The sequence below is a fragment of the Basfia succiniciproducens genome (genome assembly GCF_011455875.1).
GTDB classification, from domain to species: domain Bacteria; phylum Pseudomonadota; class Gammaproteobacteria; order Enterobacterales; family Pasteurellaceae; genus Basfia; species Basfia succiniciproducens.
The window spans coordinates 1764110-1790455 of sequence record NZ_CP015031.1 but is presented as its reverse complement, the minus strand read 5'-3'; the positions used below and the strand labels follow the sequence as shown (position 1 = coordinate 1790455).

Sequence of the window (26346 nt, the reverse complement as noted above, 5' to 3'; positions counted from 1 at the left end):
ATGCTGAAACAAGCCACTGCTTTGCGCCATAAAGTTAATGGCGGTTGGGTTGATATTTCATGGGAAGAATTTCAATTTCAGATTGATCGGGTTTCGCTTGCTTTGCTTGCCCATGGTATTGATGTACAAGATAAAATCGGCATTTTTTCGCACAATATGCCGCAATGGACGATTGCCGATCTCGGCGCGTTGCAAATTCGCGCCGTCACCGTACCTATTTATGCCACAAATACGGCTAATCAGGCTGAATTCATTATTAATAATGCGGAAATTAAAATTCTGTTTGTGGGAGAACAAGAGCAATTAGATACTATTTTAGAAATTAAGAATAATTGCCCGACACTTGAAAAAATCATCCTGATGAAATCTACGGCGGAATTCAGTCCTAATGAATCTCTATTAAGTTGGCACTCATTTATGGGAAAAAGCGCCGATACGGATCCTAATCGGTTACTTGAACGTTTAAATGACGCGCGGTTAACGGATTTATTTACATTAATCTATACCTCGGGTACTACCGGCGATCCTAAAGGTGTGATGCTTGATTTTTCCAACCTTGCCCACCAGTTGAAATCCCATGATTTGGCGCTGCCGGATGTGGTGGGGCGTGAAGACGTCTCGCTATCGTTTTTGCCGCTTTCGCATATTTTTGAACGGGCGTGGGTCGCCTATGTGCTGCATCGCGGTGCGGTGGTGTGTTATCTGGAAAGTACCAATGAAGTGCGCAATGCTTTAACGGAGCTTAAACCTTCGTTAATGTGTGCGGTGCCTCGCTTGTATGAAAAAATGTATAGCGCCATTCAGGATAAAGTCATTCATGCGCCTTTGCACCGCCGAATGCTGTTCCAATGGGCAATCAAGCAGGGGCAAAAATTCGCACATACGCAAAAATCCACTTGGCGTCATAAAATTGCCGATAAATTGGTCTTATCGAAATTAAGAAATCTGTTAGGCGGCAATATAAAAATGATGCCTTGCGGCGGGGCGAAGCTTGAAGGCAAAATCGGGGAATTTTTCCATGCTATCGGCATCAACGTAAAACTGGGTTACGGTATGACGGAAACCACGGCGACGGTTTCCTGCTGGGCGGATAAACATTTCAACGCCGCTTCAATCGGGCGACTTATGCCGAATGCCGAGGTAAAAATCGGAGAGAATAATGAGATTTTAGTGCGTGGCGGCATGGTGATGAAAGGTTATTACAATAATTCTGCCGAAACGGCTAAAGCCTTTACCGAAGACGGTTTCTTCAAAACGGGCGATGCCGGCGAATTTGATGAAAATGGCAACCTTTATATTACGGATCGTATTAAAGAGTTAATGAAAACTTCCAACGGCAAATATATTGCGCCTCAATATATTGAAGGCAAATTGGGCAAAGATAAATTTATCGAACAAATCGCCGTTATTGCCGATGCCAAAAAATACGTATCTGCGTTAATCGTCCCTTCTTTTGAAGCGTTGGAAGACTATGCGAAGCAGTTGAATATTAAATATCAGGATCGTTTGGAATTAATCAAACATTCCGAAATTATTAAGCTGTTTGAAAAACGTCTTGAGGAATTGCAGCAAGAACTCGCTCATTTTGAGCAGGTGAAAAAATTTACCCTTTTGCCGCAGGCTTTCAGTATCAAGATGGAAGAAATTACGCCGACCTTAAAATTGCGCCGTAAAGTGATTTTAGAGCGTTATCGCCGGCAGATTGAAGCCATGTATAGTTAATTAGCAGCCCGCCGCCTTGGCGGGCTTAAATATTCGGGCGTTTGATTATCGACGGTGGACGTTTTAACCGGCTCGCCATAAAATATAACCTAACAAGTAGCATAAGGACGGATTATGGCAAAAAAACCAATCAAAGCGGATGAAAAGGACGAAGATGTCACCCGTTTGGACAAATGGCTTTGGGCGGCACGTTTTTATAAAACCCGCACTATCGCAAAAGAAATGATCGACGGCGGTAAAGTGCATTATAACGGGCAACGTACCAAACCGAATAAAACCGTAGAAATCGGCGCTACCATTAAATTACGCCAAGGCAATGATGAAAAAGAGATAAAAGTGACCGCACTTTCCACTCAACGCCGGGGCGCGCCGCAGGCGCAATTGCTGTATGCGGAAACCGAACAAAGCATTGAAAACAGAGAAAAAAATGCATTAGCGCGGAAAATGAACGCCATGCCTCATCCTGATCATCGGCCGAATAAAAAAGAGCGACGGGATTTAATTAAATTTAAAAATCAAGGCTAAAAAGTGCGGTCATTTTTTTCGGAGTTTTGCAATATATTGAAATTCCGATAATTATCCCAATATAGCAACAATAGTCGAACGGCGGACAATTCGGTTCGCTTGAGCAAACAAGGAAAATTATGAATTATATGCAAGATAACGACAAACTCTACCGCTATTTATTCCAGGACAGAGCGGTGCGCGGCGAGTGGGTTCGTTTAAATCAAACCTTTATCGATACGTTAAATACGCATCATTACCCGAATGTGGTGCGTAACCTGTTAGGCGAAATGATGGTGGCAACCAATTTACTGACGGCAACCCTAAAATTTAACGGCGATATTACCGTACAGATTCAGGGCGACGGCCCGCTGCGCTTGGCGTTGGTAAACGGCAATCACCGGCAGCAAATTCGTGCGTTGGCGCGTATCGACGGCGAAATCCGCGATGATATGAGTTTGCATCAATTGATCGGCAAAGGCGTATTGGTGATTACTATCGCACCGCAAGAAGGCGAACGTTATCAAGGTATTATTGCTTTGGATAAGCCGACCGTCACCGAATGCCTGGAAGAATATTTCCAACGATCCGAACAGTTGCAAACTCAATTATTAATTCGCGTGGGCGAATATAAAGGAAAACCCGTAGCCGCCGGTATGTTATTGCAGATTATGCCGGACGGTTCAGGTTCGCCGGATGATTTCGACCATTTGGCAACCTTAACGGCGACGGTAAAAGACGAAGAAATTTTCGGTTTGCCGGCGGAAGAACTGCTTTATCGTCTATATCATGAAGAAACCGTTGAATTATATGAACCGCAAGCTATACAGTTCCATTGCGGTTGCTCGCAGGAACGTTCCGGTTCGGCATTGTTATTAATTAATGACGATGAAATTGATGAGATTCTGGAAGAGCATAACGGCAGCATTGATATGCAATGCGAATGTTGCGGAACCCATTATTTTTTCAATAAAGAAGCCATTGAAAAACTGAAAAAAAGCGGCGAAGAACCGGTAACCACCCATTAATGGTAATAAAAAAGTGGAATTTTTTAATTCCACTTTTTTGCTTTTTGCTTGCCTATACCTATATTAGAAACTTCTTGTTCCTAACTGGAAGATAACCACTTCAGCCTGGCAGCTGAATTCAAAGCTTGCCGTTAATTTATAACCGCCGTCCACAGGGGTAATTTCACTGCTGATTTTGCAAGGTTCGCTTTCTATGTCGCGTGCTTTTGCGGTTAAGGCAGCTAAACCTTGTTCGGCTTCTTCTTTGCCGGCAAATACTTTTTCAATTTTTGCTTCAAGTTCGTCGTTATTTAAAATTGAACCGACGTCAAAAGTGTTGCAACCTACGCATTCAATGGGTTTGTCTGATTTCATCATAGTTCCTCAAGTTAATTGAATTTGGCTTTACTTTAATACTAAATGCCTTTTTGATCAATGTTGAGGAGAAAAGTCCCGTGTAAAAAGGACAAAATTTAGTTAAAATTAAACAAATTTTCACCGCACTTTGCGTGCATATTTATCAGGAAAATTATGAATATTCTAGTTATTGGGCCTTCCTGGGTCGGCGATATGATGATGTCGCACAGTTTGTATCAAACCCTTAAAAAACAATATCCCGATTGCGCAATTGATGTGCTGGCCCCTAATTGGTGCAAGCCTTTATTGGCGAGAATGCCGGAAGTGCGCCGGGCGTTAACCATGCCTATCGGTCATGGTGCGTTTAATCTTACCGAGCGTTTTCGTATCGGAAAATCTTTGCGTAATCAATATGATATGGCGATTGTGTTACCTAATTCGCTGAAATCCGCCTTTATTCCGTTGTTTGCCAAAATTGCCGTCCGCCGGGGCTGGAAAGGGGAAAGCCGTTATTTCTTTTTGAACGATTTGCGTTCCAATAAAAATGATTATCCGATGATGGTACAACGCTACGCAGCCCTGGGTTATGAGAAAAGTGCGGTGCCTGATGCACAGAATTTACCGATTCCGACCCCTTACTTAACGGTGGAAAAAAGTGCGGTGGAAAAAACTAAAGAAAAATTCAGCGCACAGCTTGCCTTAGCGGAAAACCGGCCTGCTATCGGATTTTGCCCGGGTGCAGAGTTTGGGCCGGCTAAAAGATACCCGCATTATCATTATGCGAAACTTGCCGAAATGTTAATTGAAAAAGGCTATTCCGTTCGTTTGTTCGGATCGGCAAAAGATAATGAAGTATGCCAACAAATCCGTGGCGGTTTACCGGAATTGCTGCAAGCCTATTGTGTGGATTTGAGCGGTCAGACGGAATTAAACCAAGCGGTGGATTTAATTAGCGATTGTGTGGCGATGGTGACGAATGACAGCGGATTAATGCATATTGCCGCCGCACTGAAGCGGCCGCTTGTCGCTCTTTACGGACCGACCAGCCCGCAATATACACCGCCGTTGTCGGATAAGGCGGTAATTATCCGTCTGATTGAAGGCGGGCTGATAAAAATCCGTAAAGGTGCCGACAGCGCGGAAGGGTACCATCAAAGCCTGATTGATATTCAGCCGGAAATGGTGATGGAAAAATTAGCCCAATTGTTAAATTAAGATAACTTTCGTAAACAGAATTTTATTTGTCGGCGCTATTTTGTTGATGGAAATCGCCCTTTGTTTAGTGCGTTATTCGGATAAATTAAAGAATTTTTAATGGTAAAAATGAAAGTCCTCATTGTAAAAACCTCCTCCATGGGAGATGTTCTCCACACTTTGCCGGCGCTCACCGACGCGCAGAAAGCATTGCCCGATGTTCGCTTCGATTGGGTGGTGGAAGAAAATTTTGCCGAAATTCCCCATTGGCATTGCGCAGTAGATAAAGTGATTCCGGTGGCGATTCGTCGTTGGCGCAAGCAGCCTTTTTCCGCAGAAACAAAAAATCAATGGAAAAATTACCGCACTTTTTTACAGACGGAACAATATGATGCGGTGATTGATGCGCAGGGTTTATTAAAAAGCGCGCTATTGGTTACCCGCCCGGCCCGGGGTGAAAAATACGGTTATAGTTTTTCCTGTGCAAGAGAAGGGCTTGCCGCTTTTTTTTATGATCATAAATTTAATATTCCTTACCAACAGCATGCGGTGGAACGCATTCGCCGCCTGTTTGCACAGAGTCTGAGTTATGCTTTGCCGGATGAAAAAGGCGATTATGGTATTGCCAGTCATTTTCGGCACGCCGCTAAAGCAATAGATAATCCCTATATTATGTTTATTCACGCGACCACCAGAGCCGATAAGTTTTGGATAAACCCCGAATGGACAAAGCTCGCCCGGCTGTTAGCGGCAAAAGGCTACCATATTCACTTGCCTTGGGGAAACGAACGGGAATACGAGCAAGCGCAACAGATTGCCCAAAATATCCCTCAGGTGAAAATCCTGCCGAAACTTTCCCTTTCGGCGCTCGCCGAAGAAATAGCACAAAGCAGTGCCGTGGTTTCCGTCGATACGGGGCTCGCCCATCTAACCGCCGCTTTGGATATCCCCAACATCACTCTCTACGGCGCAACAGACCCTAAATTAATCGGTACATACGGCAAAAACCAACATCACCTAACAAAAGAAACAATGCGCGCAATCAGCGCAGAAGAAGTGTTTGAGAGATTTTTGGGTGTTGTTTAGGTAAAGAGGAATTCCGTATAGCTAAACGTTTTCAGACGGCTTTTTAAAATTCAAAGTAAAATTGCATTGATTGCCTTAGCTGAAATAGGTACCAATTCCAACCGTTCAACCAATTTTGGGGGCGATAACACCGGATTCCTACTTAAGAATGATATTAAAAAGCTTGTAATCCTGGTATCCCAACATGATAAAAAAATAGAAAACCGACCGCACTTTTGAGTAAGTACGGTCGGTAAGAATCGAAGGGACGAATGTTGTTAAAACAATTCGAAACTATTATTTTTTACGATCCGCTTCAATAGAGGCGTTGATTTTTTTCAGCCAATCGTCACCGTTTTTCTCAACATAAGGTTTCTCAACTAACGGGCGCATTTTGGCTTTAAACGGTGTAGTGTCCACGTTGTTAACTAACATCCCTTTGTTTTTCATATCATCGATGAATTTAGCGGCATTTTCATTTGAGAACTGACGCATTTTAACCGCGCCCGCGTAAGAAGCTTTCAATAAAATATCCTGAGTTTCTTTCGGTAATGCATTAAATTTTTCCAGATTCATCACCTGAATCAACGGGCCGTACATATGTTGGGTTAAAGACAGATATTTTTGAACCTCATAGAATTTACCGGTATAAATTGGTGCAATCGGATGCTCCTGCGCATCTAATTCACCGCTTTTCAATTTACCGTAAATTTCACCGTAAGGCAGCGGTTCCGGTTTTGCGCCGACGCCTTGCCATAAATCAACATGAACCTGGTTGGCCGGCATCACCCGGATTTTTAAACCGACCAGATCTTCCGGTGTATTAATCGGTTTTACATTACTGGTGACCGAACGGATACCGTTTTCCCAGAAGGACAGGCCTTTAAGATTAGCGGGTTCCAATGTTGCCAGTATTTCTTTACCGAAATCGCTGTCCAATACTTTGTAAGCCTGTTCTACGGAATCAAATAAGTACGGAATATCAAACACATTTAGGCGCGGTTCTATTGAGGAATATAATCCGGCACCGCCTTGGAAAATATCCAATTCGCCTTTTTTGACCATCTCGATCATCTGAGGTCCGGTTCCTAATTGCTGATCGGGAAAGAACTCAATCGCAATTTTTCCTTTGGAAAGCTCATCGGCCACCTTTGCCATTTCCTTCGCGCCGACGCCTTGCGGGCTATCGATAGAAGGTTCAAGACCCAGGCGTAATGTCATTTCCGCTTTCGCCAGCACCGAGTTACTAAAAACACTGAGTGCGGCAGTTAAAGATAGTAGTGCAAATTTAAGTTTCATAGGATACCTCTTGGATAATTTTTGACAAAAATATGTTTAAATAATAGCCAATATGAATGGTATTGCACTAATTGTTCTAGTACAACGGTTTCTCCCGCCAATCGGAACGTATTTTTCATTATTGAGGCAAATGTCTCATAATGAAAAAATAAATTGAACTATATCGCTTTTTTGTAAGGGTAAGGTTGTCGAGTATTTTTGAAAGTAGCGCCATAGACATATGTAGAAATCTATTGGCGTCCGAAGGGATTATAAGCCTTACCGGTTTTAAGGCGCGGGTTGGTAGCTGGATGGAATAAATCCCGCCCGATAAATGCTACGCCCTTTGTTAAACCGGGACGAAGAGCGGGAATAATATTGTTTTTAGTGGAAAAACTCTACAATTCGCCCAATCGCCAGATCCATTAATTGCGGGTTGGAGAAGGGGTGGTCGGCGCCTTCTACGGCAATTAATTCGATGACGTTATTTTCGGCGAAAGTTTGGGATGTGGCGATGTCCACCATTTCATCGGCAGTGCCGTGGAGAATCAGCATGTCGTCGGCGTAGTCCAAATAGTCGTATTGATGAATATCGCCTTGTTCCAGTTCGTCCAGGAATTCTTTACCGATTTTCATTTTTCGTTCAAAACCAAGCATGATTTCTTTTCCTTTCGCGACTTTATGGCGTTCGTCGTCAGTCATATTGGCTGTAAGTGTGTGAAACATTTGGATTGCCGGCGCTCTCAGAGCGATTTTTCGGAACGGATTTTCCCGCTCGGCGATATATTTCAGCGTTAGATAGCCACCAAAGCTGGTGGCGTAGGCATAGAGGTTTTGGGCGTTAAGTTTTTCTTTGGCGTAATTGACGACCAATTGAATGTAGGTGAGGCATTCCGCTACGGATAATTTTTTACGGGCGTCTGCGCCGTGGCAAGGCAGATCGAAAGCGATGGCACCGTAGTTTTTGTATTTTGTGATTAAGCGCTCGCCGAATTTGGCATTGGATTTTACTTCTTTAGATGAGCCGAAACCGTGTAAAATCAATACGATATTTTCAATGCTGTGTACATCTTTTTCGTAAAATAGCTTGCATCGTACGCTCAAGCCCTGTTCATTAATATCAAATAGTTTTTCCATTAGATTGCGTTCTCTTTTTATCTAAATTCTACAAAAATCGGAAAATTTTACCGCACTTTAGGCTTTCGTTGTTTTACTTTTTCCGCCAAGAGCCGATTAATATTTGTCGCCGTTTTTCGGATAGCCGGATAATGAGGTCGTAATCTTTTATAAGGCGATTAAGCGAGAGTTGCCTATAAGTCAGGTAAAAGTGCGGTAAAATTTCGGGAATTTTTACCGCACTTTTTAAGATATTTCCAATTCGGAAATGATCAGGGTAAATTATAAAGCGATGGATTTATATAAATCCGGGTCTTTGCCGTCTAAATAGTGCATGGATTGAATGCGACGGATAGTGTGAGATTGTCCCCGAATCATCAGGGTTTCCGTTGTTGCGAAGTTGCCTTTAATCTGGATGCCTTTTAATAAATCGCCGTTTGTAATGCCCGTTGCTACGAACACCAAATTATCATCATGAGCCAGTTCGTTTAATGATAAAACCTGGTTCACCGCCACGCCCATTTCCTGACAACGGCGCATTTCTTCTTGTGCGATTTGTTGATTTTCCGGCGTATCGTCTTTCACCTCATTACGAGGTAATAAGCGCGCCTGCATATCTCCGCCTAAGGCCCGTACCGCCGCTGCAGTAATCACACCTTCGGGCGCACCGCCGATACCGTACAGCACGTCCGCTTCCGCATCCGGCAGGCACACTTGCACGGAAGCAGCGACATCACCGTCCGGAATAGCTAATACTTTTGCTCCAAGTGATTGAATTTGTTTAATAATTTCATTATGACGGGGTTTTGCCAGCACCATGACGACCAGTTCCGACATCAGTTTCCCTTTTCTTGATGCTACCCGACGCAGATTTTGTTCGATAGGTAAATTTAAATCAATCATGCCTTTTGCTTCGGCGGAAACCACTAATTTTTCCATATACATATCCGGCGCTTTTAAAAAGGTATTTTTTCCGCCGGCGGCAAGTACCGCCAATGCACCGGATTGCCCCATGGCGGTCATTCTGGTGCCGTCAATGGGATCTACCGCGATAGATACTTGTTCGCCCATGCTGGAACCTACTTTTTCACCGATATAGAGCATTGGCGCATCGTCAATTTCACCTTCGCCAATCACAATTTCGCCGTCCATATGAATACGATTCAACATATAACGCATGGCTTTTACCGCTGCTTCATCCGCCGCGTTTTTATCGCCGCGACCAATCCAACTGTGAGCGGAAATTGCCGCCGCTTCAGTTACTCTTGAAAACTCAATGGATAATGATCTGTTCATCTGTTTAATCCTTTATTAATTAACGAAATTGCTATTTATTTTAGCATTCGGCAAACGATTGCGATATAAAATTGTCTGAATACTTGTAAAAATTGAACAAATATACAGGAAATTTTTATTTCACCCTTTAATCTCAAGGCGATTCTAAGGTAGAATAACGTCATATTTTATACAATATTCAGAAGAGGAATTTTTCATGTCTTTAGAAATTTTAGACCAACTAGAAGATAAAATTAAGCAAGCGGTTGAAACTATTCAATTACTTCAATTAGAAGTGGAAGAGTTAAAAGAAAAAAATCAACAAGCGCAACAAGCGAATGACGAATTACGTAGTGAAAACGAACAGCTTAAAGGCGAACATAACAACTGGCAGGAACGTTTGCGTTCATTATTAGGTCAGATTGACAACGTTTAATTGCAATTTTTAAGAAAATAAAAGCTGAATCCCAAAGGTTCAGCTTTTTTATGGATATTCATTAAGCCAATTGATAGGCGTATTTGGCTAAACCGAAGGCGATTAACCACATCACACTTCCGATTACAAAATCTAAAATGCGCCAGGTAATCGGGCGTTTGAATAATGGAATGAGCAGTCTGGCGCCGTAGCCTAAACTGAAAAACCATAAAAATGACGTGCAAAGTGCGCCGCATAAAAACAGGATTTTCTGATCCGGTGTCAATGTACCTGCGATACCGCCGATAATTGCAAAGCAATCCAAATAAACATGCGGATTCAGTAAGGTGATGGCAAGGGTAGCCAGTACCGCCTTCCAGGCGGACGATGTATTATCTTGACGTTGGCTTTGTATTTCTAAGCTGGAATTGCCTAAGTAAGCCGAGCGAAACGCTCTTGCGCCGTAAACCGTTAAAAATAAGGCGCCGACAATGCCCAGCGCCACCGTTGCCTCCCGACTTTCGCTGATTAAACTGCCTAAGCCTAAAACACCAAGAGAAATCAATACGATATCGCAGATAAAACAGGTGAGAATCACGGCTAAAATATGATTTTTTAGTAATCCCTGTTTTAATACAAAGGCATTTTGCGCGCCAATGGCAATAATTAAGCCGCCGCAAACTAAAAAGCCGTGGATAAAGGTTTCCATTCTATTGCTCCGAAAATATAATTTAATAACTGATGTTGGCAGGCTAAATTAAAAAATTTTGTTTTTTTGACCGCACTTTTCATCAAAATTATAACGCCGCAACGAAATTCGGCAGCCAGTTTTCCGCGCATTGCTCGTGATCATCCGTCGTTAATACGTCAATCCGCAGGGAATCGCAAAGCCGTGCGGCGCCTTGCGCGGTGAGTGCGTTTTCCACTTTATCCACCGCATGGCAGAAGGTATCGTAATCGGAATTGCCTAAACCCACCACAGCGAACCGCACTTGGGTTAAATCTTCAGTGTTAATTTGCCGAATGAACGGTTTTAAGTTGTCCGGCAAATCGCCCGCGCCGTGAGTTGAGGTTACAATCAGCCACAAATTTTGTTCCGCTACATCGGCGAATGCCGCATTATTCTCAACCTGTACGGAAAATCCCCGATTTTCTAATAATTCTGCTAAATGATCCGCCACATATTCCGCACCGCCAAGGGTACTGCCCGTGATAATAGCGATTGATTTTTCCATAACGTTTTCTCAAACTGATGTATAAAAAAGGGCGTACGCTGTACGCCCCGGTTATAACTTAATAATTAAATATCTAAATTTGCGCGTAACGCATTGCTTTCGATGAAATCGCGACGAGGCTCGACTTCGTCACCCATTAAGGTGGTGAAGAGCTGGTCTGCCGCCACCGCGTCTTTAATGGTTACTTTCAGCATATGACGGGCATCCGGATCCATAGTGGTTTCCCAAAGTTGTTCCGGATTCATTTCGCCTAACCCTTTATAACGCTGAACAGTTAACCCTTTACGGGATTCTTTCACAAACCATTCGATCGCCTGTTCAAAGGAGCTTATTTCAAGTTTACCGTTGCCTCGGGTAACGTATGCGCCGTCTTCCAATAGGCCTTTTAATTGATTACCCAGATTGACGATACGGGCGTATTCATTGCCTGTTGCGAATTGATAATTCAACGTATAATTGGTATCCACGCCGTGGGTGCGAACCGTTAAAATAATATCGTTGACCTGGCGTTCCGTATCATATTGAAGCCGGAACGAATAGCTATTGCCTTGCGTATCTTTTTCCGTTAAGACGGCAATTAAATTTTTTGTCCATTCTTCCGTTGCGCCCGTATCTTTCATTAACTCTGTGGTCAATTGCGGATAATAAATTAATTCTTTTAACAGGGCTTCAGGATAACGACGGTGTAAACGTTCGATCATTTGATGCGTGTTATTATAATCCGCCACCAGTTTTTCCAACGGCAAGCCTGTCATTGCCGGCGCATTCGCATTTACGTAAAGCGCCGCGTCTTCCAGGGCAATCGCCAATTCGTATTGAGTCATTGCCGGCTCGTCTTTGATATATTGCTCCTGTTTGCCTTTTTTCACTTTATACAGCGGCGGCTGCGCAATATACACATATCCTCGCTCAATGATTTCCGGCATTTGGCGATAGAAGAAGGTTAATAAAAGGGTGCGGATATGTGAACCGTCCACATCCGCATCGGTCATGATAATCACTTTGTGATAGCGCATTTTATCCGGGTTATATTCGTCGCGACCGATCCCGCAACCAAGCGCGGTAATTAAGGTACCGACTTCTTGAGAGGAAAGCATTTTGTCGAAACGCGCTTTTTCCACATTTAGGATTTTCCCTTTTAACGGCAAAATTGCCTGGTTTTTACGGTTGCGGCCCTGTTTGGCAGAACCGCCCGCGGAGTCCCCTTCCACTAAGTATAATTCGGAAAATGCCGGATCACGTTCCTGACAGTCTGCCAGTTTACCCGGCAACCCCGCGATATCCAACGCACCTTTACGGCGGGTCATTTCGCGTGCTTTGCGCGCCGCTTCTCGGGCACGCGCCGCGTCAACGATTTTGGTGGCAATGATTTTGGCGTCGTTCGGATTTTCTTCCAGATATTCCTGCAGGCGTTCGTTCATCGCCGATTCCACCGCACCTTTTACTTCGGATGAAACCAGTTTGTCTTTTGTTTGTGACGAGAATTTCGGGTCAGGCACTTTAACGGAAATTACCGCGACTAAACCCTCACGAGCGTCATCTCCGGAGGTTTCGACTTTATCTTTATCGTTTTTGCCTTTTTTGTTTAAACCCGCTTTATCCATGTAGCTGTTTAAAGTACGGGTTAACGCGCCCCTGAAACCGGCCAAATGGGTACCGCCGTCGCGCTGCGGAATATTATTGGTAAAGCAGTAAATGTTTTCGTTATAACCGTCATTCCATTGCAATGCGACTTCAACGCCGATCCCTTCTTTTTCAATAGAAAAATAAAAGGGTTTCGGATGAATGGTCGTTTTGTTCTGATTCAAATATTCTACAAACGCCTGAATACCGCCTTCGTAATGGAAGTGGTCGTTTGCGCCGTCTCGTTCATCAAATAATTTAATTGAAACGCCCGAATTTAAGAATGACAGTTCACGTAAACGTTTTTTTAATATTTCATACTCAAAAACGGTGTTAGAGAAGATTGTCGGACTTGGCCAAAAACGAACGGTTGTCCCTGTTTTATCGGTTTCACCGATATTTTTTAATTGTTCATTCGGTTCGCCAAGGCTATAGAATTGTTCGTAAACGTGCCCTTGACGACGAATGGTTAACTGTAATTTATCGGAAAGCGCATTAACGACGGATACGCCCACGCCGTGCAAACCGCCCGATACTTTATAAGAGTTATCGTCGAATTTACCGCCGGCATGTAATACGGTCATAATAACCTGTGCCGCCGAAACGCCTTCTTCCGGATGAATATCGACAGGAATACCACGGCCGTCATCTTGTACGGATACCGAATTATCTTCGTGAATAGTGACGATAATGTCTTTACAATACCCCGCTAACGCTTCATCAATGGCGTTATCCACAACCTCAAACACCATATGGTGCAAGCCCGTGCCGTCATCCGTATCACCAATGTACATACCCGGACGTTTACGTACCGCATCTAATCCCTTTAAGACTTTAATGCTACTTGCGCCATAATTTTCTTGTGTATTTTCTGACATAGTATTTCTCTGTTTTATTCATGAAAAAATTGTTCGAATTATAGCAAATTATTGGCTGAATAGCACGTTTTAATAGCGATAAGGATATTGGAGCCAATCATAAATAATTACTGCTTTGCGGTTATGAATTAAAGTTTGAAGAGATTCTAGGGTTTTATTATTTGAAGTATCTTTAATCCGATTCGGAAAAAATCTATTATAGTGTTTCCAGTTGTTAGTTATTTATCTATTATTTTGATGATAAAGGAATTTATGATGAACATAACCAAAATCACCGCTCGGCAATTACAAGAGAAACTTGCTCAAGGCGCGTTATTAATTGATATTCGTGATGCCGATGAATACTCGCATGAATGTATTGAACAGGCGGTTTCCCAACCTTTAACCGGTTTAAAACCGGAAATCTGCAACAACTCGCCTTGTGTGATTTTTCATTGCCAATCCGGTATGCGTACTCAGGCGAATATGGCGTTATTAGCGAAAGCCTCTGCCGCCGCAGCGGAGGTGTATATTTTAGACGGCGGTTTAAATGCCTGGAAAAAAGCGGGTTTTGCCACGGTCGTGAATAAAGCGCAACCTCTTCCTTTAATGCGTCAGGTACAAATTGCCGCAGGAAGTTTGGTGTTATTGGGGGTTATTTTGGGTTACTCGGTTTCCCCTTGGTGTTTTTTATTAAGCGGATTTGTCGGTGCCGGATTGATTTTTGCCGGCGTCTCGGGTTTTTGCGGTATGGCGGTATTGTTATCGAAATGCCCGTGGAATAAATAGAGTCCGCAGGTATTATCGGCACAATTATTAGATTATTTATGTTACTCGGTTAAATCATTTAAAGTGCCGAAGCCCTGACAGATCTTTACAGAGATTTTATTTCAACCGCTCGCCTTTCGTTGATAATTTTTGTACAATGAGCAACTTTTTCTTATAGGCTGCTCATTGAATAAAAGAGCAGCCTCTTTACTTCCGTTATTGTGAGATATTTTATGAGTTATTCAGCACCGAATATTGGTTTTGTGAGTTTAGGCTGTCCTAAAAATCTAGTGGATTCCGAACGTATTTTGACCGAGTTACGTACCGACGGTTACAACATTATTCCGACTTATGAAAATGCGGATTTAGTTATTGTCAATACCTGCGGTTTTATTGACAGTGCGGTACAAGAATCTTTAGAAGCGATCGGTGAAGCGCTGGAAGAAAACGGTAAAGTGATAGTGACGGGCTGTTTAGGGGCAAAAGAAAACCAAATTCGTGAGGTGCATCCGAAAGTTTTGGAAATCACCGGTCCTCATAGTTATGAAGCGGTGATGGAACACGTGCATAAATACGTGCCGCGACCCGAACGCAACCCATACACCAGTTTGGTGCCTGCGCAAGGGGTGAAATTAACGCCGAAACATTATGCCTATTTAAAAATTTCGGAAGGTTGCGATCACAAGTGTACATTCTGTATTATTCCTTCCTTGCGCGGCGATTTGGATAGTCGTCCGATTACTCAAGTGTTAGACGAAGCGAAACGCCTGGTGGATTCGGGTGTGAAAGAATTGTTGGTGGTGTCGCAGGATACTTCCGCATACGCGCTGGATCAAAGCAAAGAAAATCAGAATAAAACCGTTTTCTGGAACGGTGCGCCGATCAAAAATAATTTAATCACCTTGTGTCGACAATTAGGTACGCTAGGTGCCTGGATTCGCTTGCATTACGTTTATCCTTATCCGCATGTGGACGATCTGATTCCCTTAATGGCGGAAGGTAAAATTCTGCCTTATCTGGATATTCCGCTTCAACACGCCAGCCCGAAAGTATTAAAAGCGATGAAGCGCCCCGGTTCGGTAGAGCGTGTGTTGGAACGTATTAAAAAATGGCGTGAAATTTGCCCCGAATTAACTCTGCGTTCAACCTTTATCGTAGGCTTCCCGGGCGAAACGGAAGAAGATTTCCAAATGTTGTTAGACTTCTTACAAGAAGCGCAGTTAGACCGCGTGGGCTGTTTTAAATTCAGCCCGGTGGAAGGCGCGGTTGCCACCGATATGGCGGATCAGGTGCCGGAAGAGGTAAAAGAACAGCGTTTCCAACGTTTTATGGAGCTGCAGCAACAAATCTCCGCGCAACGTTTACAGCAAAAAATCGGAAAAACATTGCCGGTTATTATTGATGATATTGACGAAGACGGTATTATCGGCCGTTCAATGGCGGATGCGCCGGAAATTGACGGCGTGGTTTATGTTGATAATCTGAGTGAAAGCGCGGTGAAAATCGGGGATATTATTCAGGTCGCTATTACCAATGCGGACGAATACGATCTGTGGGGAACTTGTTAAAAAACGGTGGGGCTTGTTATTCTTGGGGTAACAAGCCTTAATTTGAATTTAGGGAGAAGTTATGTCGGAAAATAAAACTCAAGTAAATCCTAGTGTTGAGCGTTTTGAACAAGCGGTGGCGGATAAATCCTACGAATCGGCTTGTACGGAACTGCTAAGTATTCTGGGCAAACTGGACAGCAATTTTGGCAACATCAATGATATTGAATTCCAAATGCCAAAACAGTTGGCGGAGGCGAATTTACAGCAGGATAAAATAGTTTATTTTTGTACCCGCATGGCAACGGCAATTACAACTTTGTTCAGCGACAAAGAGTTAAATATTTCTGAATCCGGTGCGCAGCGTTTCTTTTTATTTCAACGCTGGATGTCGTTAATCTTCGCCAGTTCTCCTTATATCAATGCGGATCACGTATTACAGGTGTATAACCAAAATCCTGACCGTATTTCGTCGGAAGTTCATTTAGAAGCCAACAGATCGGCATTATTAAAATTCTGTATTCTCTATTTTCCTGAATCCAATCTGAATATTAATTTGGATACATTATGGAATGTAGATGCGAATATCTGCGTTTCCCTTTGTTTTGCTCTGCAATCGCCGCGTTTTATCGGTACCGCAACGGCCTTTTCCAAACGGGCGTTAATTTTGCAATGGCTGCCGGAAAAATTGGCGCAGCTGCCGAATTTAAATAATGTACCGAGCAGTATTACTCATGATGTGTATATGCATTGCAGTTATGATGTGGCGGAAAATAAACATTGGGTGAAAAACGCCCTAAACCAAGTGATTCGCCGCCATGTTTTAGAAGCAGGTTTGCAGGATCGCGATGTGAAAAAATTGGGTTATCGTAACGGCAAGCCGGTTATGGTGGTATTGCTTGAACATTTCCATGCCGCCCATTCGATTTATCGGACTCATTCCACATCAATGATTGCCGCCCGCGAACATTTTTATTTAATCGGCTTGGGTAATGAATCCGTGGATCAAAAAGGTCGCGAGGTATTTGATGAATTTCATGAGGTCGCCGGCAATAATCTGATTGAGAAATTAGCCTTTTTGCGCAATCTTTGTGAAGAAAACGGTGCGGCGGTATTCTATATGCCGAGTATCGGCATGGATTTATTACCTATTTTTGCCAGCAATATACGTTATGCGCCGATTCAGGTTATCGCTTTAGGACATCCGGCGACAACCCATTCTCCGTTTATTGACTATGTGATTGTGGAAGACGATTACGTGGGTTCGGAGCAATGTTTCAGCGAGAAATTGTTGCGTTTGCCGAAAGACGCCCTGCCTTATGTGCCTTCCGCATTGGCGCCGGAAAAAGTCGATTATAATCTGCGTGAAAACCCGGACGTGGTCAATATAGGCATTGCTTCGACCACTATGAAGCTAAATCCTTATTTCTTAGAAGCGTTAAAAGCCATTCGTGACCGGGCTAAAGTTAAAGTGCATTTTCATTTTGCTTTAGGTCAATCGCAAGGAATTACGCATCCTTACGTGGAACGTTTTGTTAAAACTTATCTCGGTGATTCGGCCACGGCGCATCCGCATTCGCCATACCACCAATATCTCGAAATCTTACGTGGCTGCGATATGATGGTAAACCCGTTCCCGTTCGGCAATACCAACGGCATTATCGATATGGTTACTCTGGGGCTGGTGGGCGTGTGTAAAACCGGACCTGAAGTGCACGAACATATCGATGAAGGGCTGTTCAAACGTCTTGGGCTGCCGGAATGGCTGATCGCCAATACGGTCGACGAATATGTTGAGCGGGCGATTCGTTTGGCGGAAAATCATCGGGAGCGTTTAGCATTACGTCGTCATATTATTGAAAATAACGGTCTGAAAACGCTGTTTACCGGTGATCCGCGACCAATGGGCACTGTCTTACTGGCGAAGTTAAAAGAATGGGCAAGCGAAAATCAGGTACAACTTGAGATCGCCGAATAAATAACGGGAAAAGTGCGGTAGAAAAATCTCGTTTTTTGTGATTTCAATATTTCTTAATTAAGGCTTGTAGCAGTAACGTTACAAGCCTTATTTTTTGTTTACGCCTTGTCAGCGCTTGTTTATTAGCGTCGCCCGCAGATGATCGTAACCCCGGTTAAAAAAAATAGCCGTACAGCATAATTGTGATGGAAATCCCGACATCCATCAAAAAGGCGGTAAACCAATCCACCGCTAAAAAATAAGCGATAACGGGAATGGTAAAAATTAATAAGCCCGTTTCAAATGCGATGGTATGAAATAAACGTAATTTTGCCGTGCGGTATTGCTTTGGAAAGGTGAAAAATTTATCAAAAATCCAGTTAAAAATCATATTCCAAACCATGGCGATAAAGGAAATCAGAATCATAGAGGCGGATTCGACCATTCCCGATTTGCCGGTAGTCAGCCAAATAAATAAAACGGAAAGGATAATTGCGCCGGCTTCAAACAAAACGGCATGAAATAAGCGTTCTTTAACGGTCATCATATAGCTTGCAAACAAAATAACGGATTAAAAATCCGGAAAAAAAGACCACACTTTTAAAAGTGCGGTGCAAATCAGAGTAATTTTTTCAACTGATACAAATAAGCCAGCGCCTGTTTCGGACTGAGATCGTCGGGGTCAAGCTGAGCCAGCATTTCAAGGGCGGCATTTTTGCCGTCTTCTTCTTCCATCAGATTCAGTTCGCCCTGATTTTGGTTTATGGCGCGCAAATCCTGTAATTTTTGATCCGCACTTTGCTGCGATAATTTTTCTAAATTCGCTAATTTCTGTTTTGCCAGTTTTACTACATTTTTTGGTACACCTGCCAGTGCGGCAACCGCCAAACCGTAGCTTTTGCTAGCCGCTCCGTCTTGTACGGCGTGCATAAAAGCAATGCTGTCACCGTGCTCCAAAGCGTCTAAATGCACGTTTGCGGTCCCCGCAAGTTGCTCCGGTAACACGGTTAATTCGAAATAATGGGTGGCGAACAAAGTTAAAGAACGCAGTTTTTTGGCTAACCATTCCGCACAGGCCCAGGCGAGCGACAAACCGTCATAGGTTGAAGTTCCCCGCCCGATTTCATCAATTAACACTAAACTGTTTGCGCCGGCCTGGTGCAGAATATTTGCCATCTCCGTCATTTCCACCATAAAGGTTGAGCGGCCCGAAGCCAAATCGTCGGAGGCGCCGATACGGGTGAATATGCGATCAATAGGGCCTATCAAAGCGCTTTCCGCCGGCACGAAACTGCCGATATAGGCCATTAACGTAATGAGAGCGGTTTGCCGCATATAGGTGCTCTTACCGCCCATATTCGGACCGGTAATAATCAATAAATGGCGCTGCTGATTTAAATCTACCGGATTGGCAATAAAGGGTTCTTTTAACACTTGCTCTACAACAGGATGACGACCGTTTTCGATTTTAACCCCGATTTCATCGCTGAAATCCGGCGCAACATAATTCAGGGTTTCCGCCCGTTCCGCCAGATTCGTTAATACGTCTAGTGCCGATAAGGTCAAACTCGCCAGTTGTAATGCGCCCAAGTGCGGTAACAATCGGTCGAAAAGTGCGTCATAGAGTTGTTTTTCCAGAGCAAGCGAAGCGCCTTTTGCCTTTAATACTTTATCTTCATAGGTTTTTAATTCGGGAATAATAAAACGTTCCGCGTTTTTTAAGGTTTGCCGCCGAACGTAATGAATCGGCGCTTTATGAGCCTGCCCCTGGCTGATTTGAATATAATAACCGTGTACGGCATTAAAACCGACTTTCAGCGTATCAATACCGGTGGATTCGCGTTCGCGGATTTCCAAATCTTCTAAATATTTAGTGGCGCCGTCAGACAGCGCCCGCCATTCGTCCAACTCCGCATTATAACCTTCGGCAATTACGCCGCCGTCACGGATGAGTAACGGCGGATTGTCGATAATCGCCTGCTGCAATAATGCAAAAAGTTCGTCAAAATCGCCGATTTGCTGCAAAAGTGCGGTAAATTTTGGCGAATTTTTGAGAATGTCTTTAATTGCCGGAATTTGTTCCAGCGCCGTACGTAAACGGGTTAAATCGCGGGGGCGGGCCGTACGTAACGCTACGCGGGCGAGAATACGTTCCATATCGCCGACTTGCTGCAAGTAAGGTTGCAGCTCGCCGATTAAATCCAATTGGATAATTTCGCTAATGATTTGCTGGCGTTGCCGTAATTTCTGTATATGGCGGATAGGCTGATGAATCCAGCGTTTCAACAAGCGGCTGCCCATGGGGGTAACGCATTTATCAAGCACGGATGCCAATGTGTTTTCCGTACCGCCGGCCAGATTTTGAGTCAATTCCAGATTACGTCGGGTTGCCGCATCCAGCTGAATATTTTCGTTATTCTGAATTAATGTAATGCTCTGAATATGAGGCAATGCGGTGCGCTGGGTTTCTTTCGCATATTGTAGTAAACAACCTGCCGCGCACAAGCCTAAAATCGCTTTTTCAACCCCGAAACCGCGTAAATCTTTTGTGCCGAACTGACGGTTAAGCAACTGTACCGCCGTACCTAATTCGAATTCCCAAATCGGGCGCCGGCGTAAGCCTTTGTAATGTTCAATAAGTTGCATATCCGCAAAGTCTTCGCAGTAGAGCAATTCGGCGGGCGCAAGGCGCTGTAATTCGGCTTTCAGGCTCTCCGCGCTTTCAGGCTCGCTGATTTGGAAGCGGCCGGAGGCCATATCTAAGGTCGCCAGCCCGAATTTATCTTTTTCCTGATAAACGGCGACGATTAAGTTGTCTTGTCGTTCCGGCAGCAGATTTTCATCACTGACGGTACCGGGCGTAACAATTCGAACGATTTTGCGTTCTACCGGACCCTTACTGAGCGCCGGATCGCCGATTTGTTCGCAAATAGCCACCGATTCGCCCAACTGGACCAGCTTAGCGAGATAACCTTCCACCGCATGATAAGGCACACCCGCCATAGGGATCGGCTGTCCGGCGGACTGACCTCGTTTGGTCAGGGAAATATCCAGCAATGCCGCCGCTTTTTTTGCGTCGTCATAAAAAAGCTCATAAAAATCCCCCATTCGGTAGAATAACAAAATATCCGGATTTTCCGCTTTTAAGGCGAGATATTGACGCATCATGGGCGTATGTTGATCGAGGTTTTCCATTACGTTCACTCAGTTGGTTAATTAACTTGACGGGTTATTATACTGAATTGCACGGCGGATTTCGAATATCCGCCTTTTATTTTATTTTTGCGCGCAGGATCGCAAAATTTAATAAACGCATGAAAAAGATCAAAATTTCTCTTGATACTGTATATTATACCAGTTATTATACACCACAAATTTTGAGAATGACTTTATTTGACAGAGGTTATACATGGCAACGAATGATGAAAAATCCAAAGCGCTGGCTGCCGCTTTAGGTCAAATTGAAAAACAATTTGGTAAAGGCGCAATTATGAAATTAGGCGATACGCAAGCGCTTGACGTAGAGTCAATTTCAACCGGCTCAATCGGTTTGGATGTGGCGCTTGGTATCGGCGGCTTGCCAATGGGGCGTGTCGTTGAAATTTTCGGGCCGGAATCTTCAGGTAAAACCACATTAACTCTGTCCGTTATCGCGCAGGCGCAAAAAGCAGGCAAGGTTTGTGCATTTATTGATGCTGAACATGCGTTAGATCCGATTTATGCCGCAAAATTAGGTGTTGACGTTAAAGAATTATTAGTTTCTCAACCCGATAACGGAGAACAGGCATTGGAAATTTGCGATGCGTTGGTTCGTTCCGGCGCAGTGGATGTGATTATTGTGGACTCGGTGGCCGCCTTAACCCCGAAAGCGGAAATTGAAGGTGACATGGGCGATTCGCATGTTGGTTTGCAAGCCCGTTTAATGTCTCAGGCTTTGCGTAAATTAACCGGTCAGATTAAAAACGCCAATTGTTTAGTGGTATTTATCAACCAAATCCGTATGAAGATTGGTGTTATGTTCGGTAACCCGGAAACCACTACCGGCGGTAATGCGTTGAAATTCTATTCGTCCGTACGTTTAGATATTCGCCGCGTAGGCGCGGTAAAAGACGGTGATGAAATCATCGGTAATGAAACCCGTGTGAAAGTAGTGAAAAACAAATTAGCGCCGCCGTTCCGCCAAGTGGATTTCCAGATTCTTTATGGCGAAGGTATCTCTAAAAACGGCGAATTAATCGAACTTGGGGTAAAACACAAACTGGTTGATAAATCCGGTGCGTGGTATGCCTACAACGGCGATAAAATAGGTCAGGGTAAAGCGAATGCCATGAAATGGTTAGCGGAAAATCCTACCGTTGCCGCCGAGTTGGAAAATAAAATCCGCGCCGAATTGCTGGCAAATCCGGAACAGGCATTGTTAGCCGATATCGAAACCAATAGCGAAGAAAAAGAAGATTTCGAATAAATTTCGTTCAAAAGTGCGGTAAAAAATACCGCACTTTTTCTATCATTTTTCTTTCCCGTCTTACTTGATTATTTTGTTCAATACAGCGATAGATTTCAAATTTATCTGTTAAATAATAAGGATTTCATTATGACAACATTGGCATTCAGTTATGCGGTAAATTTATTGTCCCGCCGTGAATACAGTGAATTTGAAATTCGTTGCAAAATGCAGGAAAAGGCCTTTTCCGAACAGGAAATTGAGGACACGCTGGCTCAACTGCAACAGAAAAACTGGCAAAGTGACAAACGTTTTACGGAGAATTATTTAAGGGCGAGAGCTCAACGGGGTTATGGTGTTAACCGTATTAAGCAGGAACTTCGGCAGTTAAAAGGCATTTTGCCCGAAACCGTTGATGAAGCCCTGATGGAATGTGATATTGACTGGTCGGAAATCGCGCTTAATGTGTTGGCAAAAAAATTTCCGGATTACGAGATCCGGCAGGATGCAAAAAACAAACAAAAAATCTGGCGTTATATGCTTTCTCACGGATTTTTTGCGGAAGACTTTGCCGATTTTATCGGCAACGGCACAGAAGATGAGTTTTATTAATTCGGTGTTTGTGAGAGATTGATATTAAAAAATAAGCCGTGATTTTATCACGGCTTATTGTCTTTATAATAGCATAAACTTTGCAACATCAACGCATTGCAGAATTAACGACATTCAAAGCTTGAAGCTTTATTTTTGTCGCCGCCTTTATAGGTTGCTACTTGTGGATACGGGCATAAAGGCATTTCTTTTTCTTTATTCGGAAATTCTTCGCCCGCTTTTGCAAGAATAAAGTCCGGCGCTTTGTTTTCATCCGTCCATTGTTCTAATGCGGTTAAGGGGTCAAAATTTTCTAAAGTCGGACCGCCGCCGCAATGAGTCATGCCGGGAACCATAAAGACACGGGCAAATTGATTGGCATCTTTCATATCCTGATTCAGCTTGTTATACCAGTCACGCAAATCATGGGCGGAAAATACCGGATCCGAAACTCCTTCAAAAATAATCATCTTGCCGCCGCGCGCTTGGAAAGTTGTCAGTTCGGTTTCATCGGCGTCATTCATACCGGCAATTTGCGCCACTTTTTGGGTATCTTTATCGAAATCGAATTGCATAGGATCAAAATCAGGGCTAATCGGCATCATAAAATAATTGGTTAAGCTTTCTACGCCCATTGTAAAGTTACGTCCGTTAGGAACCGCAGTTTGTGAATCGCCTATTTTCCATGCTCGCCAACCTTTGCTGTTAATGCCGGCGTCATAAGGCCAGGAAGCATAAACATTTTCTCCACGGCTGTTTTTCGCTCCGCCAAAAACAGCGTTTAACAATGCGACTTTATCTTTACCTATTTCTTTTTCCACCATTTCCGGTTTGAAATCACAGGCTTCCCAGGCGTTGATCACGCCGTCCGCCAGACCGTCTTTTGCATCGCAACGTTTCAGCACTGCTTTAGATACAATATCTAAATCCTCTTGAGTTAAACTGTTTGCGACGATCTTCTCACCTTGTTCATTAGTCGGTGCATATTTCATAAACTGTTGATTATCCCAGGCTTCGCCCACGGCGGCGTAAGATAAACGGAATCCCGGATTGCCGGCAACCACGCCGTCGAATTCAAGGGGATAACGCATTGCCGCGTGCATGGCTTCGCGACCACCGTTTGAACAGCCCATAAAATAGCTGTGTTTCGGTTGTTCTTTATACATTTGCTCGATTAATTGTTTTGCCACGGTGGTGACTTTGCCCGTAGAGGCGTAAGCAAAATTCAAGCGAGCCTGTTGGTCTTTCGCGAAAGAAGGATCTCTTGCGCCGGTATGTCCGCTATCCATACTGACAACCGCATATCCCCTCATTAGCGCAGGTGTTGCCGTTGAACCGTGAGCGGGAATGGAGCCGATCGCCGGTGCGATAAAGCCGTCCAAACCGCCGCCGCCCTGGAATAAAAATTTATTATTCCAGTTTGAGGGCAGGCGCAGCTGAAAACCGATGGCGTATTCTTTGCCGTCGGCACCAATACGTTTTTCAATTTCACCGTTTACCACGCAATGCGGCGCGGCTTCAATGTTGCTGTTGCTTGCGCCGGTGAAACTGGCCTGTTCATCGGGCGGCAGATTACCGCCGGCAAACCATTTCACCGATTTGATTGAAGTATTCAGAATGTTACTGTCTTTAAGGGCATTACATTGCTGTTCTAGTTTTTGTAGCGCTTCGGTTTTGCTGTCGTCGGGAGCTGAAAGGGCGAGAGGGCTGGTACAGACGAAGGAAATAAATAATGCGCTTTTTGTCAGATTTTTCATATATTCTCCAAAATTCTCCTAAAATTAACCGCACTTTTTAAAAGTGCGGCCGATTTAACGTTGATTTCTAAGCATTCAGAATATTTTGAATTTCAACTAAACTTAAATGATATTGATGTGGGCAGGCTTTCCACACGTCTAACATTTTATTGTATTTATCCCACATCGGTGTTTGTGAATCACAGCCGTGGGCGCAGCGCATAAACTCTTGGTATTTACCTTCTATACCGGTAATAAAACGTAAATAATTCAAATATTTGCGTTCACGGATTGCATCGTAACCGATAAATTGTAAACGGTGAGCGGTTAAATCGGATTTATCCGCCAGATTTTCATAGGAAACCTGTAACGCATGATACATTTCAAGAGTTTCTAAAACGGTTTGGCATTCAGCTTCGGAAATTGCCAAAAACTCGTTATCCAATTCTTTTAATTCTAATGAGAATCCGCCTTTAACGATGGTTTCAAGACGGGCGTATTTTTGTGCATTGGCGGGATCCAGCAAGCCCATGAGTTTATACTGGTTGGCTAAAATTAAACGTTGTGTGGATGTCATTTCCATAGAGGGGTCCTCATATTAGGTCTGTTTATAAAAGATAAACAGTACCTAGTCGATACTGTTTAAATCATCTTGAGACAAACCGCTGTCTTTGGCTTTTACATTGCCGTCGGTTGCCCGGTATTCTAAATTCTGATAATAGGCTTCGCGGAAGGTGATATACGGATCCTGAGCTTGGTTGAGCAATTCCTCTTTATCCATGGCTTTGGCTCGTTTATCCACCGCTTTCACGACGGTCGGTACCAGAGACCAGGCGCCGCCCACCCAATGCCAGAACGGATAGGTATAAGCGGTATCGACGGCAGTACCGGTGAGCTCGCGAGGCGAACTTGCACCGTAGGCCGGCAACATCACATAAGCGCCGGGTTCAACGCCATAACTGCCCAGCGTATCACCAAAGGTTCGGTCGCTTTCGATTTTTAACGGGTCGCTATAACTTGCCCAGTCGATTAAACCGCCTAAGCCGAAGGTGGAGTTAATAAAGAAGCGGTCAAAGTGAACAAAGGCTTTTTTCACTTCGCCTTCCAATAAACGGTTCACAAAACTGACGGGTTCTTCTAAGTTTTTCGCAACGTTGGATAAACCTGTGGTCAACGGTGACGGCAATGCCTGCCAGCCTTTTGCCGCCGGTTTTAATACATACGGATCTAATACGTCATAGTTAAAGCTCCACATTGTGCGGTTGAAACCCTCCAACGGATCCTGACGTTCTCCCGTTGCGGGGTCAATGGTTGCACAACCCGTAAGTATTGAACCGGCGAAAAGTGCGGTGGCAATCAGAGTAATTTTCTTCATCGTTATTTCCTCAAAGCAAACGCTATTTGAATTTCATTGTAAATGAGTTATCGATGATCTACAAAATAAATCCGTTCGGAATGAAAAAACTTGCCTTAAAATGAATTTTTATGCAGAATAAAAGCATAAATAATCATTTAAACGTTTGCGAATTTAGCTTGAATAGCGTTGTATTGTCCTTTAGAATAGGCAGAATTTAGCTCGCTAAAGCTAAAAACAATCAGCGATTTCGTCGGATTTATTAACGGGCGCACAAAATTTCTCTAAAAAAGTGCGGTCA

At 43.8% G+C, this 26346-nt stretch carries 23 protein-coding genes and 1 pseudogene; 12 read left to right on the top strand and 12 right to left on the bottom strand.

Going from position 1 to position 26346, the window contains the following annotated elements:
- The 3 genes from A4G13_RS08325 to hslO all read left to right on the top strand — a co-directional run bounded on the left by A4G13_RS08325 (window position 1) and on the right by hslO (window position 3254).
- A complete protein-coding gene (locus tag A4G13_RS08325) occupies window positions 1-1722 on the top strand; it encodes an AMP-dependent synthetase/ligase (RefSeq protein ID WP_424945109.1) in 1722 nt (573 codons plus the stop codon).
- 114 nt (window positions 1723-1836) lie between these two features.
- A complete protein-coding gene (gene hslR, locus A4G13_RS08320; RefSeq protein ID WP_090655769.1) occupies window positions 1837-2247 on the top strand; it encodes a ribosome-associated heat shock protein Hsp15 in 411 nt (136 codons plus the stop codon).
- A 119-nt stretch (window positions 2248-2366) separates the two neighbouring features.
- A complete protein-coding gene (gene hslO / locus A4G13_RS08315; protein WP_090655766.1) occupies window positions 2367-3254 on the top strand; it encodes an Hsp33 family molecular chaperone HslO in 888 nt (295 codons plus the stop codon).
- A gap of 63 nt (window positions 3255-3317) precedes the next feature.
- Here hslO and A4G13_RS08310 read toward each other — a convergent pair whose 3' ends face one another.
- On the bottom strand, window positions 3318-3608 hold the full coding sequence (locus A4G13_RS08310; RefSeq protein WP_041640095.1) for a YfcZ/YiiS family protein: 291 nt from the start codon (window positions 3606-3608) through the stop codon (window positions 3318-3320).
- A gap of 156 nt (window positions 3609-3764) precedes the next feature.
- On the opposite strand from A4G13_RS08310, the gene waaF reads away from it, so the two are divergent.
- The 3 genes and pseudogenes from waaF to rfaC all read left to right on the top strand — a co-directional run bounded on the left by waaF (window position 3765) and on the right by rfaC (window position 5870).
- Entirely contained in the window at window positions 3765-4805 is a 1041-nt protein-coding gene (gene waaF, locus A4G13_RS08305; protein WP_090655764.1) for a lipopolysaccharide heptosyltransferase II, read from the top strand.
- A gap of 10 nt (window positions 4806-4815) precedes the next feature.
- Window positions 4816-4905, top strand: a pseudogene (locus A4G13_RS08300) (phosphate-starvation-inducible protein PsiE); the annotation flags it as partial.
- A gap of 8 nt (window positions 4906-4913) precedes the next feature.
- Window positions 4914-5870, top strand: coding sequence for a lipopolysaccharide heptosyltransferase RfaC (gene rfaC / locus A4G13_RS08295; protein WP_090655831.1), 957 nt, complete (start codon window positions 4914-4916; stop codon window positions 5868-5870).
- 276 nt (window positions 5871-6146) lie between these two features.
- Here rfaC and A4G13_RS08290 read toward each other — a convergent pair whose 3' ends face one another.
- The 3 genes from A4G13_RS08290 to glpX all read right to left on the bottom strand — a co-directional run bounded on the left by A4G13_RS08290 (window position 6147) and on the right by glpX (window position 9539).
- Window positions 6147-7148 carry a TRAP transporter substrate-binding protein gene (locus tag A4G13_RS08290; protein WP_090655761.1) on the bottom strand — a complete coding sequence of 334 codons (1002 nt, stop codon included), beginning with the start codon at window positions 7146-7148 and terminating at the stop codon, window positions 6147-6149.
- A gap of 363 nt (window positions 7149-7511) precedes the next feature.
- On the bottom strand, window positions 7512-8264 hold the full coding sequence (locus tag A4G13_RS08285) for an alpha/beta hydrolase (RefSeq protein ID WP_090655759.1): 753 nt from the start codon (window positions 8262-8264) through the stop codon (window positions 7512-7514).
- 261 nt (window positions 8265-8525) lie between these two features.
- Window positions 8526-9539, bottom strand: a complete 1014-nt coding sequence (gene glpX, locus A4G13_RS08280; RefSeq protein ID WP_090655756.1) for a class II fructose-bisphosphatase — start codon at window positions 9537-9539, stop codon at window positions 8526-8528.
- Between the two features lie 196 nt (window positions 9540-9735).
- Here glpX and zapB point away from each other — a divergent pair, with 196 nt between their 5' ends.
- Window positions 9736-9954, top strand: a complete 219-nt coding sequence (gene zapB / locus A4G13_RS08275; protein WP_090655753.1) for a cell division protein ZapB — start codon at window positions 9736-9738, stop codon at window positions 9952-9954.
- Window positions 9955-10015: 61 nt separating this feature from the next.
- On the opposite strand, the gene A4G13_RS08270 is transcribed toward zapB, so the two are convergent.
- The 3 genes from A4G13_RS08270 to gyrB form a co-directional block, all read right to left on the bottom strand.
- On the bottom strand, window positions 10016-10642 hold the full coding sequence (locus tag A4G13_RS08270) for a LysE/ArgO family amino acid transporter (RefSeq protein ID WP_011201403.1): 627 nt from the start codon (window positions 10640-10642) through the stop codon (window positions 10016-10018).
- An 88-nt stretch (window positions 10643-10730) separates the two neighbouring features.
- Complete coding sequence (gene mioC / locus A4G13_RS08265) at window positions 10731-11168, bottom strand: FMN-binding protein MioC (RefSeq protein ID WP_090655750.1); 438 nt, start codon at window positions 11166-11168, stop codon at window positions 10731-10733.
- A gap of 65 nt (window positions 11169-11233) precedes the next feature.
- On the bottom strand, window positions 11234-13669 hold the full coding sequence (gyrB, locus tag A4G13_RS08260; RefSeq protein ID WP_090655747.1) for a DNA topoisomerase (ATP-hydrolyzing) subunit B: 2436 nt from the start codon (window positions 13667-13669) through the stop codon (window positions 11234-11236).
- Between the two features lie 252 nt (window positions 13670-13921).
- Here gyrB and A4G13_RS08255 point away from each other — a divergent pair, with 252 nt between their 5' ends.
- The 3 genes from A4G13_RS08255 to A4G13_RS08245 all read left to right on the top strand — a co-directional run bounded on the left by A4G13_RS08255 (window position 13922) and on the right by A4G13_RS08245 (window position 17941).
- Window positions 13922-14437, top strand: a complete 516-nt coding sequence (locus tag A4G13_RS08255) for a rhodanese family protein (protein WP_369596145.1) — start codon at window positions 13922-13924, stop codon at window positions 14435-14437.
- Between the two features lie 212 nt (window positions 14438-14649).
- Window positions 14650-15984: a 30S ribosomal protein S12 methylthiotransferase RimO gene (gene rimO, locus A4G13_RS08250; RefSeq protein WP_090655744.1), complete on the top strand. Its 1335-nt coding sequence runs from the start codon at window positions 14650-14652 to the stop codon at window positions 15982-15984.
- A gap of 61 nt (window positions 15985-16045) precedes the next feature.
- Entirely contained in the window at window positions 16046-17941 is a 1896-nt protein-coding gene (locus A4G13_RS08245; protein WP_011201397.1) for a UDP-glucose:protein N-beta-glucosyltransferase, read from the top strand.
- A 154-nt stretch (window positions 17942-18095) separates the two neighbouring features.
- Here A4G13_RS08245 and A4G13_RS08240 read toward each other — a convergent pair whose 3' ends face one another.
- Together A4G13_RS08240 and mutS are read right to left on the bottom strand one after the other, a co-directional pair.
- Window positions 18096-18467, bottom strand: coding sequence for a PACE efflux transporter (locus tag A4G13_RS08240; protein ID WP_243739732.1), 372 nt, complete (start codon window positions 18465-18467; stop codon window positions 18096-18098).
- 71 nt (window positions 18468-18538) lie between these two features.
- Entirely contained in the window at window positions 18539-21115 is a 2577-nt protein-coding gene (mutS, locus tag A4G13_RS08235) for a DNA mismatch repair protein MutS (RefSeq protein ID WP_090655741.1), read from the bottom strand.
- Between the two features lie 214 nt (window positions 21116-21329).
- Between mutS and recA the strand changes: the two genes are divergently transcribed.
- Window positions 21330-22385: a recombinase RecA gene (recA, locus tag A4G13_RS08230; protein ID WP_011201394.1), complete on the top strand. Its 1056-nt coding sequence runs from the start codon at window positions 21330-21332 to the stop codon at window positions 22383-22385.
- A 129-nt stretch (window positions 22386-22514) separates the two neighbouring features.
- A complete protein-coding gene (recX, locus tag A4G13_RS08225; RefSeq protein WP_090655737.1) occupies window positions 22515-22976 on the top strand; it encodes a recombination regulator RecX in 462 nt (153 codons plus the stop codon).
- Between the two features lie 104 nt (window positions 22977-23080).
- Here recX and A4G13_RS08220 read toward each other — a convergent pair whose 3' ends face one another.
- The 3 genes from A4G13_RS08220 to A4G13_RS08210 all read right to left on the bottom strand — a co-directional run bounded on the left by A4G13_RS08220 (window position 23081) and on the right by A4G13_RS08210 (window position 26066).
- Window positions 23081-24712, bottom strand: a complete 1632-nt coding sequence (locus A4G13_RS08220; RefSeq protein ID WP_090655731.1) for a tannase/feruloyl esterase family alpha/beta hydrolase — start codon at window positions 24710-24712, stop codon at window positions 23081-23083.
- A 67-nt stretch (window positions 24713-24779) separates the two neighbouring features.
- Window positions 24780-25274: a YfbU family protein gene (locus A4G13_RS08215; RefSeq protein ID WP_090655727.1), complete on the bottom strand. Its 495-nt coding sequence runs from the start codon at window positions 25272-25274 to the stop codon at window positions 24780-24782.
- A 45-nt stretch (window positions 25275-25319) separates the two neighbouring features.
- Window positions 25320-26066 carry an MlaA family lipoprotein gene (locus tag A4G13_RS08210; RefSeq protein ID WP_090655723.1) on the bottom strand — a complete coding sequence of 249 codons (747 nt, stop codon included), beginning with the start codon at window positions 26064-26066 and terminating at the stop codon, window positions 25320-25322.
- Between the last annotated feature and the right edge of the window lie 280 nt (window positions 26067-26346).